The sequence below is a fragment of the Citrobacter sp. S39 genome, from assembly GCF_009495675.1.
GTDB lineage: Bacteria > Pseudomonadota > Gammaproteobacteria > Enterobacterales > Enterobacteriaceae > Citrobacter > Citrobacter freundii.
Map to the genome: position 1 here is coordinate 27,337 of NZ_CP045558.1, position 13,816 is coordinate 41,152.

General features: G+C 52.5%; 11 protein-coding genes and 2 pseudogenes. 9 read left to right on the forward strand and 4 right to left on the reverse strand.

The window, feature by feature from the left end; genetic code table 11:
- Window positions 1-396: 396 nt before the first annotated feature.
- Window positions 397-1,617 (reverse strand): annotated as a pseudogene (locus GFB57_RS25655) (ISL3-like element ISKox3 family transposase).
- Between the two features lie 100 nt (window positions 1,618-1,717).
- On the opposite strand from GFB57_RS25655, the gene umuD reads away from it, so the two are divergent.
- From umuD to GFB57_RS25675, 4 genes are all read left to right on the forward strand, one after another.
- Window positions 1,718-2,143, forward strand: coding sequence for a translesion error-prone DNA polymerase V autoproteolytic subunit (umuD, locus tag GFB57_RS25660; RefSeq protein ID WP_000668788.1), 426 nt, complete (start codon window positions 1,718-1,720; stop codon window positions 2,141-2,143).
- Window positions 2,143-3,414 carry a Y-family DNA polymerase gene (locus tag GFB57_RS25665; protein ID WP_000457544.1) on the forward strand — a complete coding sequence of 424 codons (1,272 nt, stop codon included), beginning with the start codon at window positions 2,143-2,145 and terminating at the stop codon, window positions 3,412-3,414. The genes umuD and GFB57_RS25665 overlap by 1 nt, the downstream gene beginning before the upstream one ends.
- A gap of 78 nt (window positions 3,415-3,492) precedes the next feature.
- Window positions 3,493-3,744, forward strand: a complete 252-nt coding sequence (locus GFB57_RS25670; protein ID WP_000181753.1) for a hypothetical protein — start codon at window positions 3,493-3,495, stop codon at window positions 3,742-3,744.
- Between the two features lie 53 nt (window positions 3,745-3,797).
- Window positions 3,798-4,103, forward strand: coding sequence for a hypothetical protein (locus tag GFB57_RS25675; RefSeq protein ID WP_000534920.1), 306 nt, complete (start codon window positions 3,798-3,800; stop codon window positions 4,101-4,103).
- 947 nt (window positions 4,104-5,050) lie between these two features.
- Here the strand turns inward: GFB57_RS25675 and GFB57_RS25680 are convergent.
- Entirely contained in the window at window positions 5,051-6,022 is a 972-nt protein-coding gene (locus GFB57_RS25680; RefSeq protein ID WP_000817037.1) for a ParB/RepB/Spo0J family plasmid partition protein, read from the reverse strand.
- Complete coding sequence (sopA, locus tag GFB57_RS25685) at window positions 6,022-7,188, reverse strand: plasmid-partitioning protein SopA (RefSeq protein ID WP_000523812.1); 1,167 nt, start codon at window positions 7,186-7,188, stop codon at window positions 6,022-6,024. The genes GFB57_RS25680 and sopA overlap by 1 nt, the downstream gene beginning before the upstream one ends.
- Before the next feature lie 740 nt (window positions 7,189-7,928).
- On the opposite strand from sopA, the gene GFB57_RS25690 reads away from it, so the two are divergent.
- Window positions 7,929-8,939 (forward strand): RepB family plasmid replication initiator protein, encoded by a 1,011-nt coding sequence (locus GFB57_RS25690; protein ID WP_000200069.1) that lies wholly within the window; start codon window positions 7,929-7,931, stop codon window positions 8,937-8,939.
- 811 nt (window positions 8,940-9,750) lie between these two features.
- Here GFB57_RS25690 and GFB57_RS25695 read toward each other — a convergent pair.
- Window positions 9,751-10,074: pseudogene (locus tag GFB57_RS25695) on the reverse strand (lipocalin family protein); the annotation flags it as partial.
- A 117-nt stretch (window positions 10,075-10,191) separates the two neighbouring features.
- Between GFB57_RS25695 and GFB57_RS25700 the strand changes: the two are divergent.
- From GFB57_RS25700 to GFB57_RS25715, 4 genes are all read left to right on the forward strand, one after another.
- Window positions 10,192-10,917, forward strand: coding sequence for a MerR family transcriptional regulator (locus GFB57_RS25700; RefSeq protein WP_000331736.1), 726 nt, complete (start codon window positions 10,192-10,194; stop codon window positions 10,915-10,917).
- Between the two features lie 99 nt (window positions 10,918-11,016).
- Entirely contained in the window at window positions 11,017-11,427 is a 411-nt protein-coding gene (gene uraH, locus GFB57_RS25705; RefSeq protein ID WP_000750473.1) for a hydroxyisourate hydrolase, read from the forward strand.
- Between the two features lie 102 nt (window positions 11,428-11,529).
- Window positions 11,530-12,489 (forward strand): DUF523 and DUF1722 domain-containing protein, encoded by a 960-nt coding sequence (locus GFB57_RS25710; RefSeq protein ID WP_000208728.1) that lies wholly within the window; start codon window positions 11,530-11,532, stop codon window positions 12,487-12,489.
- Between the two features lie 145 nt (window positions 12,490-12,634).
- Window positions 12,635-13,723: an AAA family ATPase gene (locus tag GFB57_RS25715; protein WP_000633445.1), complete on the forward strand. Its 1,089-nt coding sequence runs from the start codon at window positions 12,635-12,637 to the stop codon at window positions 13,721-13,723.
- The last annotated feature ends 93 nt before the right edge of the window (window positions 13,724-13,816 follow it).

Genomic DNA, 13,816 nt, shown 5'->3' on the forward strand with positions numbered 1-13,816 from the left:
CGGAGTCGTTCTGGTCAGCAAGGGCGCGCAGCGTGCCATTTACCCTTGCTGTCCAGGTTGTGACGGGGGACGATTACCGGAAGCTGATACGCAGGAGAAAGGCATCACAGGAGAAAATGACGATGTGCACACCCGGACTTACCGCCCCTTTAGCTGCACGGGTGAAACTGCCCTTCAGCGTCCGGGAGGACGGGTAAAAAAAGCACTGACGACGTCAGTGCTGCCTTTGTGACATGCGGTGTTACACTGCCTCTGCCGGTCAGTTCGCCCTTCCTGAAACCGGGGGCGGTTTGTTTTCGGGGACGTTCTGACCGGCTATCCCCCCATCACTTGCAGAAATTTCACCGCCCCTTATACTGTATGCATATGGGTCTTCCCCGATCATGGTGGGAAGGCTCAGAACGCCATATTCAGCTTTCCGTAGTGGAACATCACCCCCAGTTTAAAGCGCTCCCGGTTTCGGTATCCCCTGGCTTTTATCCTCAGCAGCCTGATCTTGCTGTTAAGTGCCTCCGCATTTCCGTTTGAGACACTGTGTCGCATCGCATTCAGGATCCCCTACAGCCTTTTTCCTATCGTTTTCGCGGCATTTTTCATCATGGGAACGTCACTGTTAGCCGCCAGCGCCAACCATCTCTGCCAGTCACTCCGTCTTTCCTCGCTCCATGGCCTGTTCCAGATATCCTTTGCCAGCTCTTTCAGCGCCCAGCACTGGCTCGTCAGCTTCATCTGTGCACGCAGCCACATCAGCTTTTCCTGCCGGGATTCGGTCATCCACTTATCGCTGTACTGCCACAGGAAGCGGGTTCCTTTTGCCTGGTGTCGGCTTTCAACAGGGAGGTGCGGATGTTCATTCTGACGGGTTTTATCAACTACCTCGCCCAGTTGCTTCGCCACATGGAAGCGGTCAAAGGCGATTTTCTCAACCGCACTGGGTAAGTGGATACGCGCTGCTCTTATATAGCCCGCGTTCATGTCCATTGAGAGCGTTTTGATAGCCAGCAACTGCCCATCAGTGAGCGTGCGAAGATAGCCGGCAAGACTCTCTGTGCCGCGATCATCCGTTAAGGCCAGCGCCCGACCATCGCGATCGGAGATCACCGTTATGTAACGATGTCCTTTTTTAAAGGCGACCTCATCCACATTCATATGACGGGCGGATAATGGCTTTTTTATCCGGGCAAGACCTCGCTTAACTGCCCGGGTCATAATGCCGTCAACCGCATTCCAACTGAGCTTAAGTTGCTTCCTGACAGCATCAACGGTGCTGATTTTCAGCCATGAGAGAACGAACGATTCGAATAGCAACGTATACCGGCTTCCGGGGCCAGCCCACGGAACAGGCAACGTCAGGCAGCCATGCTCCGGACACATAATTCGTGGAACATCGGCTTCAACAATAGTGGTGAACTGGCAGGTATCAAGATGGCGCCATTTACGATGACGGTGATCGTGAACAGAACAGGATTTACCGCAGGTCGGACAGGCTAGCCGGGTGTTTTCAGCGATCTCAATAGTGACAGTAACAGAACCGGCATTTTCATCGAGAGAAAGGGACTTTACCTGCCACGGATCGGACAGGTTGAGAATATGAGCGTAGAGGGACTTTTCGTCCATGGCGGTGACCTCTGGCGATTAAATACACCATTATCATGCCTTCAGCCACCACAACAAGGGAAGACCCATGCATATACAGTTTTAAGCGAGGGAAAAAACGATGAAGTTCATTCCTGCAGTATCAGAAGCCAGCATAGTAAAAATTCCTTTGTTCACAGAGCGATGCCCTGCGGGTTTTCCGTCACCGGCAGCAAACTATACTGAGTCTGAACTGGATCTGAATGAGTACTGCATTCACCGGCGCCACTCCACCTATTTTGTCAGAGCGATTGGCAACTCAATGACTGATATTGGCCTCTATTCCGGCGATCTGATGGTCGTGGATAAAGCAGAACAGCCGCGGCACGGGGATATTGTTATCGCGGAAATTGAGGGTGAATTTACGGTAAAACGCCTGCTTCTGACGCCGCGGCCAGCCCTGCAGGCGATGAACCCGGACTTCCCTTCCCTGTACCCGGATCCGGAAACTCTGCAAATTTTCGGCGTGGTGACGGCCTTCATTCATAAAACCCGGAGGGCAGACTGATGTTCGCCCTGGCAGACGTCAACTCCTTCTACGCCAGTTGCGAGAAGGTTTTCAGGCCGGATTTGCGCGGCAAACCTGTCGTCGTTCTCAGTAACAACGATGGCTGCGTTATTGCCCGGAGTGCTGAAGCCAAACGGCTGGGTATAAAGATGGGAACCCCCTGGTTCCAGCTCAAAGAGGCGCAGTTTCCTGAAAAACTGTACGTTTTTTCCAGCAACTACGAGCTCTACGCGAGCCTGAGTAACCGTGTGGTCGCCCTGCTGGAAGAGCTGTCGCCCCGCGTCGAACAATACTCAATTGACGAATGTTTCCTGGATGCCCGGGGAATTAGCCACTGTATGGATCTGGAGGATTTTGGCAGGCAGCTGCGTGGGCATGTTCTCAGTGGAACCGGACTGACGATCGGTGTCGGCTTCGGCGCCACAAAAACACTGGCCAAATCGGCGCAGTGGGCGTCAAAGGAATGGCCACAATTCAGTGGGGTGCTGGCGCTGTCGCCCGAAAATCCACGCAGAACGGCAAAATTACTCAGCCTGCAGCCGGTGGAAGAAATCTGGGGCGTGGGGAACCGGATAGCGAAAAAGCTGCACGTTATGGGGATCACCACCGCCCTGCAGCTGTCGCTGACGAACCCTACATTTATCCGGAAAAACTTCAACGTAGTGCTGGAGCGCACGGTACGTGAGCTGAACGGCGAGAGTTGCATTTCGCTGGAGGAAGCGCCGCCGCCGAAACAGCAGATTGTCTGCAGTCGCAGCTTCGGGCAGCGGATCACCACCTACGGAGAAATGCGCCAGGCCGTCTGCCAGTATGCCGAGCGCGCGGCGGAAAAGTTGCGCGGTGAGCGACAGTACTGCCGGCATATCAGCACCTTCATCAAGACATCCCCTTTTGCGGTTAATGAGCCGTATTACGGTAACGTGGCCACGGAAAAACTGAACACCCCTACCCGTGACACCCGGGACATTATCGCGGCAGCGGTCAGGTCTCTGGACAGGATATGGCTCGATGGCCACCGCTACGCAAAAGCGGGGATAATGCTCAATGATTTCAGTCCGAACGGCGTCGCGCAGCTGAATCTGTTCGATGACGTGCAGCCACGGCCGCACAGCGATGCGCTGATGAAGGTACTCGACGGCATTAATCATTCCGGACTCGGGAAAGTCTGGTTTGCCGGACGGGGTATTGCGCCGGACTGGCAGATGAAACGGGAGATGCTGTCACCGGCATATACCACACGCTGGAAGGAGCTGCCGGTTGCCCGTTTCTGACCGTTGAAATGACAGAAGGGACTTGCCGCCAGAGCTTACTTTACCGATCATACAGGTGACTTGTCTCAGGGGGGAACCATGACAAATATCATTCTGTGTGATGTGACTGCCAGCGTCAGCGAACTTAAAAACGATCCGGTGGCCACCGCCAGTGCCCGCGGCGGCTACCCGGTCGAGATAATTGACCGTAACCGCCCTGTTTTTTATTGTGTGCCCGCGGCTTTGTATGAACAAATGCTCGATGAGCTGGACGAAAAAGACCTGGTGCAAACGATAACAGAACGTCAAAACCAGCCGCTGCGTGAAGTGGATCTCAATCAGTATCTGTGATGTGCTCCGGTGCGAGGAGCAAGGAATGTATTAAGCCAATGTTAAGGAACAATATGGGTAGCAAAATCGCAGGTGTGGTTTTCTTATACTTCGCTGTCTGGGGAATGGCTTCAGTGATTGAATTGCAGTACTGGCGTAACGCTGATACCTATCCTGTCTGGCTGACAAAACATCTCCGGATCTCTCCTGAAAATAACGACAAGAGCCTGATAAGGATAGAAATGGAAACCTTTGACAAGGTATGTGGTGATAAAAGGGGCCTCCTTGCCGTCACCCAAAAACAAAACGGTATGTTTATGCGCTGTGATGATTCCCCCGGTTTTTTTTCATGGTTCAGCGGCGTTTACAAAGTCAATTAATCAGATAACGTGTTGCACTTTCAATATGTTACCCACATGGTTATCCCCCGTTACTGTGGGTAATCAATATATTGTGTCTCTGGCAGCTGCTTTTCCTACCATATGTTGTCCCTGCCCGTTCTATTTTGTGATCGGACAGTGTGAAAAACGACATCACAGTGGAGACGCTGCTGACGGGATGATGTTCATCCAGGGTCGTAAGATCGGCCGGTACTGGTTACCCGCCGGACGAAGGGCCGGCCAACGCGCAGCGTCGGTAGCTGGCTTTAAAAATGCTGGCGGAAATTTAAAGATGAAGCCGCATACTCTGCGAAATTTTGCAAATTTCACTCAACATGCTTCGTTCAGATCCCAACAGAGCTTTCACCATCGCCTGTAACAGCCGTCCTGCTGCGTGATTACTCCGCTCAACGGGTTGCTGGCGACAAGCCAATACCTGTTCGTGACAGGCATTGATTGAACCGTTGTCCCTAACTAATAATGTGCCGACGATGCAGGTGGGACCGTGGTCCCAGGCAGATAACCTGACCGGCGATACAGGTGGCACCGTGGTCCCAGACAGATAACCTGACCGGCGATACAGGTGGGACCGTGGTCCCAGGCAGATAAGCTGACAGACGATGCAGGTGGGACCGTGGTCCCAGGCAGATAACCTGACCGGCGATACAGGTGGGACCGTGGTCCCAGGCAGATAAGCTGACCGGCGATGCAGGTGGGACCGTGGTCCCAGGCAGATAACCTGACCGGCGATACAGGTGGGACCGTGGTCCCAGGCAGATAAGCTGACCGACGACGCAGGTGGGACCGTGGTCCCAGGGAGATAACCTGAGCGGCGATACAGGTGGGACCGTGGTCCCAGAGAGAATATTCAGGCCAGTTATGTTTTCTGGCCTGTGAGAAAGGAAATGAAGTAAAGGGAGATCACCGTAGACTAAAGCGTGTCCGCATCAGACTCCTGGTTTCTCAAGCTCCTTAAGAATGGCTTCTATTTTCTCTATACACTCCGCAGGAATGCGGGACCTATCCAGGTTAAGCACCATTTTATCGCCCTTATACAATGCTGTTGCCCCTGGAGCAAACTGATGACGTGAGCTCAGATTAACTCTTGATGCGGGAGATTGTTTCAGTACGGATGTTAAAAGACTAATGACCTCTTCAGCTTCAAAGATTAGTCCCGCTTTCTTCTGATCGTGGAGAGTCTCAGCCTGCTGCTTCAGTAATTCTTCTTTATCTGCAAAAGCCTTCTGAAGGGCTTCACCTGACCGGGCAGACAGTTCTCCAGGATGTGCAAACAGGGCAACAACGGATTTAGGCAATTTGGCCGTATTGATACAGCGGGTAATGATCTTACGAGAGATGTTTTCCGCATCGGCAAGCGCAGAAATATTTCCTGCAAACTCATTCTGCAGCCGGCTTGTATAACGCAGGCCACGTTCATAAGCACTCGTCGGCCGATAATCGTTACCCAGTCGGGACAATGCAGCCATCTGCTCATCGTCCAGTTCACCAACCAGAACGCGATAATCACTTTCCGTCAGGATTGCGGCTTTACGGCGACGGCTGCCGTCGGCAATTTCTATGACATCAGAAACCCGGCGGCCGAAAGCTGGAGTCTGCTGACCGGTCAGTAAAAATGAAGGAATGAGATCATCCAGAGCATCTTCGGTAAGTAGTTCCTGATCGCGCTCATTGCCTGACCATACGCGTGAAGCGCTCTCAACAGAGTCTCCCCGGAGCACCTCAAGGGTAAATTTCACTTCCCGTCCACATACCGGAAGAGAGATTGCATTACCGCGGGCCATAGCACCCACGCGCGCAATTAATGAATCCACCATCGGCGCGGCCGGCGCCGGTGATGAAGTATCTTCAGTCGATTGACTATGTGTGGTATGTCTTGGAATGACAGGAGCACGCTTCATTATCTAATCTCCCAGCGTGGTTTAATCAGACGATCAAAAATCTCATTGCAAACAGGCTCCCAGATAGAGAGGGCATTACGCCAGGCACCGGTTGAAGAACGTTGATCAATAGCCTGTTCAAAAACGGTTCTCATACGGATCTGACCTTTACCGACTTCATCCGTTTCGCGCACAACATTTTTAAGGACCATGCTTCCCCAGGCATCCCGAATTTGTTCTTCCATCCACGGGGACTGTGAGCCATTATTATTACTGTATTTGGTAAGCAGAATACGGACATCTGGCTCGAAGCCTTTAAGATCCACGTTCTTAAGCAGGTCACGAAGCATATCGAAAAACTGCAGTGCGGAGGTGTAGTCGAACAGCTCTGCCGGAGTAGGGACAATCAGAACATCAGCAGCGCATACAACATTTATCGTACCGATACCAAGGTTGGGTGCACTGTCGATAACTATCACGTCATAATCATGAGCGACAGTTTCAATGGCCAGACGGAGCATCAGGTGCGGGTCAGCAGGTAATTTGCCTTCGTCAAATTTCCCCATCAGCTCGGTTTCAATGCGGTGCAGTGCCAGACAGGACGGGATGATATCAAGGCCAGGCCAGCAGGTGGGCTTTATAGCGTAGCTGGCGTCATCCTTTTCCCCAAGATAAAAGGGCAGGAGAGTGTCCTCAGCATGAATATGAAGATCGGGCACCCATCCGTGATACATAGAAGCAGTTCCCTGTGGGTCATTGCCTTCAACAAGCAGAACACGGAGTCCTTTCAGAGCAAGATCCTGAGCCAGGTGAACGGATACTGAGGTTTTGTAAACACCACCTTTGTGAGCTGCAACGCCAATCACCGGCGGAAACGCATCTTCAGCACGGCGCAGTCGTGTACCAAATACATCCCGCATGTGATTGATTTGTTCGATGGTATAACCAACGCGTTGCTCAACTCTCCCACGGGTTTCCATATCAGGGTGCGGCAGCCGGCCAGCTTTCTCGGCATCCCTGATAGCCTGAGATGACACGCCAACTAAATCTGCCGCTTCACCAATCCTCCAGCGCCGGGTTATTTTCCGGGCTTCCGGACTGTCATCATTAAACTGTGCAATGGCGATTGCTTTCGTCATTTCATGACCAGCACTTATGCACTGGTTGAGTGTATCCATGAGTCCCATACTGAACATCCTTTAATCATCACTTTGCATTATTTTATTAAATCTTGGAATTTATTGCAAAGCAACAATAAAATCGCAAAGCACACGAAAAAGTGCAAAGTGAACCACATTGGGTAATGAAAGAACGCAGGGGATTACAAAAGAGTACATACCGCAGTCAATATTAATCACTGCCGCTCGCCGCAGTAAGCGATCTCACACAGTGAGAAAGCGGCGAGGAAGCGGAAAATCACAGAACTCACAGATTGCACGTACGTCGGGTTGCTAAAGATGACTCGGGATCAGCCAGTTATAATGAAATTGACTGCGGTATGTAATATATTGACTATGGTATGATGCTTACCGCATCTGTAGGAAAGACGACTCAGCATACCGCAGTCAATGTTTCATTGTTGTACCTGTAGATCTCAATCTTCCAGAGCGTATTCAGGAAAATCAGGCCAGGGGTCTGGATATCTGGTGTGGCGCTTCCGGCCTTGTATCTGGGTTATTCATGGTCTCGATCCAATAATTGATCCCAAGGAGATCATAGTGAGATCCAAAAGAGATCCCCGGATCGCTCCAGCATGCGCTGTAACTGGCTTTAACGTCTGTCTGGATCGACTGCGGAATGTAAAATGTTGACTGTTATATGCATAATCTAATACTGTGATATGCAACGGTATTTACTGAGGTATGTATATCCGTTGACTGCGATACGTATTACTACATCCTTTTGTGGATAACCGTTGAGGATCAAGATGACGAGCGAAAATAATAGCTTACTTCTGAACCTTCAGGAAGTTGATAAGACAACCGGTGAAGTTGTTAAGCTGGATGTCAACAGCACCAGTACCGTGCAGCCAGTAGCGCTCATGAGACTCGGTCTCTTCGTCCCAACTCTGAAATCAACAGGGAAGAGCAAGGCGAACCGGAAAAACGTTACAGACGCGACTGAGGAGCTTGTACAGCTGGCCATTGCCAAAAGCGAAGGATACACTGACGTTAAGATCACCGGTTCGCGTCTTGATATGGACACGGATTTTAAAGTCTGGCTGGGGATAATTCGCTCCATGTCGGAGTATGGGGTAAAAAGTGACACCCTGGAACTGTCGTTCGTCGAATTCGTTAAGATGTGCGGATTTGACTCCCGTCGTTCAAACAAAAAAATGCGCGATCGCATCAGTAATTCCCTGTTTAAACTCGCCTCGGTTACGCTGAAGTTCCAGAGCGAGACCAAAGGATGGACCACCCATCTGGTGCAGTCAGCCTATTATGACATCAACGAGGATATCGTTGAGATCAAGGCTGAACCTAAGCTGTTTGAGCTTTACCACATGGACAGAAGGGTACTGCTGCGGCTGAAAGCCATTGACGCCCTGCAGCGCAAGGAATCAGCCCAGGCGCTTTATACCTACATCGAAAGTCTTCCCCAGAATCCTGCACCTATTTCCATGAAACGGATGCGTGACCGGCTGAATCTCACCTCAAATGTCTATACACAGAACCACACGGTGCGTAAGGCGATGGAGCAGCTGCGTGATATTGGTTATCTGGATTACACCGAGTTTAAACGTGGCCGAGCCACCTATTTCAGCGTGCATTATCGCAACCCCAAACTCATCAGTAGTCCTGTGAAGGTTCCGCGCAAAGAGGAAGAAGAGAAGGCGCCAGAGCAAAATTATGACGAAGTCATTAAGGCGCTGAAGGCTGCTGGCATCGATCCTCTTAAACTGGCTGAAGCCCTCTCAGCGATGAAGCCAGAAAATTGACTGCGATATGCATATCATGACTGCCGTATGCCGCTAAGGACATTCCATTGACTGTGATATGCATCACGCATACCGCAGTCAATATTTATTCTCTATCATGTCTGCCCGGATCGAACAATATTGACTGTCATATGTGATTTCGGGTCATGATACGCAGATATTGACTACGGAATGCGGGTTTAATGGGGGTAATCCCTGGTCTGTTCACCATTCCATGGGGGATAACATGCCACAGTCAATTTTTCAGTAACGCTCTATATCCCTTACGAAAATCTCAATCGGGTGCTGAGACGGTCATGTTACCTGACGGTATCCGTTCCCCTGTGTACTGCAGGTTTAGCCCGGCAGGATGAGACTGCAGCTGTCTGTATAACCCGGCGCCAGCTTCACACTGTTAAATGCGATCAGGAAACGGGAGCCGAATGGCAGAAAGGTGTTGGCTAGGGAAGGTGCGAATAAGCAGGTTATTTCTTCCCAAGCTGACTCGCTGATTAAAATTTCGCGGATCTGGGCCGATTTTTTTCCCGCAAACACATCGAATCAGCCTATTTAGGGGTCAGTTTGGAGATCGGAAATTTTTGTACGTTAAGCACATTATTTAACCAATTCGGATACGTAAGTGATTGATTTATCGTCATTGGCTATCGCTTTTAGGTTGTCGCTCTTGCTGTATCGCATTTAGGTTATCCGATTAAGACAAAATCCCCTGAAAACGCTGTATAGCGCGGGAGTACACCCTATTGCTACAGGTAAGCCTGTTCAAAAAACAGGCTTACCGTACAATAATTCTCTATATCCAAACTGACCCCAAGAAGGACACCTTCAGCGCGGCCGTGGTCGGTTCGCCGGTAAAGTAGGCTTTACCCTCGCTCTCATTCCACTTGTTCTTCACAGGGTCGTAGCCGCGGTTAAGCACGCTGATGCCGCCGTCGCTGCGCTTGCCGTAGGTGGCGGTAACCTGCTCTAGGCCGCGTTCAAAGCGGTTTTCCAGGCGAGCGACTTCGTACCATTTGCCAAGATAGCGGCTGGCGTCAAAACCGGAAATGGGCTGCACGCCCTTCGGTGGGGTAGGGGATTTACAGGCTACCAGCGTCAGGGCAATGGCAACACCGGTCACAACAGGCCATAGCTTCATGAGAATTCCTTTCATTTGCACGGTTGGAAATTAAGTGTAGTGCACCGCGGCGGCGCTTCATCCCATCCGCGAAAATTCGTAGTATATTGAGAGTATTCCTCAACTCTGGACACGGACATGGCTTACTCCATCGGCGAATTCGCCAGACTCAGCGGGATCACCGCCACCACGCTGCGGGCCTGGCAGCGGCGCTACGGCTTACTCAAGCCTCAGCGCACGGAGGGCGGCCACCGCCAGTACAGCGATGAGGACGTCCAGCAGGCGCTAAAAATCCTCGACTGGGTAAAAAAAGGCGTCCCGATTGGCCAGGTCAAACCGCTGCTGGAGCGCCCTACGTCGCGCCTGACCAACAACTGGCTCACGCTGCAGCAGAGCATGTTACAGCGCCTGCAGGACGGCAAAATCGAGTCCCTGCGTCAGATGATTTACGACGCAGGACGCGAGTACCCAAGACCAGAACTGGTCGCGAACGTGCTGCGTCCGCTGCGCAGTCAGGTGTCGGCAAACGTCGCCGCCGCCATGACCCTGCGGGAGATCCTCGACGGCATCATCATCGCCTACACCTCGTTTTGCTTGGAAGGCGATAAAAAAGCGCCGGGCGACAACATCCTGCTCAGCGGCTGGAACCTGAATGACCCGTGCGAAGTCTGGCTCGAAGCCTTAACCCGCACCGGGCAAGGCCACCGTATCGATATTTTACCCACGCCGCCCGCCACGCTGGCCCCGGAGATTTTCCCGGACCGCCACTGGCTTCTGGTCACGCGCGGTAAACTCACCGCCGCGCGCAAAAAGCAGATCGAGCAGTGGCAGCAGCAGGTATCGCTTGAAGTGATTATCCTCTAATCATTTTCTCCTGCGGGAATCTTCACGAAAAGTTGAATATTTTCCCGCGCCACAAATGCTAACGTTTTCCTGTGACCGACAACCCCACAGGAAAACACAATGAAAAAAACTGCCTCTCTGCTGATGCTGACCACCCTGGCCTTTGCCCCTGCCGCCTTTAGCGCCCCTGCCGGCACGCTGAGCGTACACATTCTTGACCAGCAAACCGGGATGCCGCCATCGGACGTTACCGTCACGCTGGAAAAACAGCAGCAGGACAAATGGACCCCAATTGCCAGCGGCAAAACTGACCATGACGGCCGCATCAAATCGCTTTATCCGGAGGATCAGGATATGCAGCCCGGCGTCTATAAAGTGGCCTTTAAAACCGCAGATTACTTCCACGGGAAGAAGCTGGACTCCTTCTTCCCGGAGATCCCGGTGCTGTTCACCGTAACCCGGACCAACGAAAAGCTGCACATCCCTCTCCTGCTGAGCCAATACGGTTATTCAACTTACAAGGGCAGTTAAGAAACGTTGATTTTAAAGGCAAATAAAAAATAATTCCGCTAATACTTGGACAAATTAGTTATGTTGTGTAAGTTTTAAAGAGAAGAACGGGAGGACCACACCATGACAACAAAACCTGTGCTCGGTATTAGCGGATGTTTGACCGGGTCTGCCGTTCGCTTCGACGGCGGACACAAGCGTATGGGCTTTGTCATGGATGAACTGGCCCAGTGGGTGAGTTTCAGGCCCGTCTGCCCGGAAATGGCGATTGGCCTGCCGACGCCACGCCCGGCCATACGCCTGACGCTGACGGACAGCGGCGAAACGCAGCTCCGCTTCAGCAAGCCGCCCCATGATGATATAACGCAGAAAATGGCCGACTTTACGGCGGACTATCTGCCAAAAATCGGCGATCTGTCGGGATTTATCGTCTGCGCGAAATCGCCAAGCTGCGGCATGGAACGCGTGCGGCTATATGATGAAAACGGCAACCGGGGCCGCAAGGAGGGTGTCGGGCTGTTCACCGCCGCCCTGCTTGAAACCTACCCGTGGCTGCCCGTGGAGGAAGACGGTCGGCTGCACGACCCGGTGCTGCGGGAAAACTTTATCGAGCGGGTATTTGCCCTGCACGAGCTGAACACGCTGCGCGCTAAAGGCCTGACGCGCCGCGCGCTGCTGGATTTCCACAGCCGCTATAAATTGCAGCTTCTGGCGCACCATCAGGCGGGCTACCGCGAGATTGGCCCGTTCGTTGCGTCGCTGCATGAATGGGAAGATCTGGACGCGTTCTTCGTGGCGTACCGCGAAAAGCTGATGACCATCCTGAAAAAGCCCGCCTCGCGGAAAAACCATACCAACGTGCTAATGCATATCCAGGGCTATTTCCGTAACCAGCTGAACAGCCGCCAGCGCGTCGAGCTGCGCGATGTGATCCTGCACTATCGCGACGGGCTGCTACCCATCCTCGCGCCGTTGACGCTACTGAAACACTACATGGCCGAATACCCTGACCGGTATCTGATGACGCAAAACTACTTTGATCCCTATCCTGATGATTTGGGTCTGCGTCTGGCAGTAACCTGACGATAAAAATGCGAAGGCCCGTTTGACCCACAGAGGCCCAAAGCAGTACCCCGTTTAGACGACACCCTCACTGTCGTCTCTTTTTTGCATTCCACACAAAAGACTGTAATTATGTACAGGATTGTAACGCAAAAAGGGACTGCCTGTGATCACCACCCTGCACATTCAAAACTACCGCTCGATTCGCGAAATGTCGCTGGAGCTGGAACAGCTCAACATCGTCTTTGGCCCAAACGGCACCGGAAAATCCAATATCTACAAGGCGATCCACCTGATGCACAGCGCCGCACAGGGGCAGTTTTCGCAGGCACTGGCGAACGAGGGTGGGATTTTAAAAGTGTTCTGGGCAGGCAAAACCCGCAGCGACCAGCTGCGGCGGATGAATTTGGCCGTTGAAACCGAAACCTACGAATACGAGCTGCAGGTAGGCTTTGTCGAAAAACTGCCTTACCCCTCACAGTTTCAACTCGATCCGGTGATCAAAGAAGAGTCCATCTGGCTGAGTGGTCAATACCGCCGCCCGTCGTCACAGCTGATGAAGCGTAAAAATCAGGCCGTATTTCTGAACAACGTGCATCACGAGAAAGTCACCCACAGCGGCACGCTGTATGAGAACGAATCGGTGTTCGGCCAGCTTGGCGAGCCGCATCTTTACCCGGAAGTGTCGCAGATGCGCGAGTCGCTGCGTAACTGGCGCTTTTATCAGGAGTTTTCTGTATCAATCGGCTCGGCCATGCGCGCGCCTCAGGTCGGTTTCCGCTCCCCAGTGCTGGCCAGCGACGGCGCAAACCTGGCGGCGGCGTTTCAGACCATCGTGGAAATTGGCGACGAGCTGCTGCTGATGCGCATCCTCGACCAGGCCTTCCCCGGCTGCGTGTTTTACAGCGACAACACCGGCGGACGCTTCCGGATGATGATGCAGCGTGAAGGGCTAAGCAGACCGCTGGAGCCGGCGGAATTCTCCGACGGCACTCTGCGTTTTCTGTGCCTGGCGGTGGCGCTATTAAGCCCGCGTCCACCGGCCTTTATCGCCCTCAACGAACCGGAAAACAGCCTGCATCCGCAGATGCTGCCCGCGCTGGCGAGCTTAATCGCCGAGGCCAGCCGCTACTCGCAAATTTGGCTGACCAGCCACTCGCCGGAACTGGCGAATTTAATTGAGAAACAGAGATCGTTTTCGCTGTATCAGCTGTCGATGGTGGAAGGAGAAACGAAGGTGGAGAGGCTGGGGTAGTCTCCCAGAGGGCACTGTTGCAAAGTTAGCGATGAGGCAGCCTTTTGTCTTATTCAAAGGCCTTACATTTCAAAAACTCTGCTTACCAGGCGT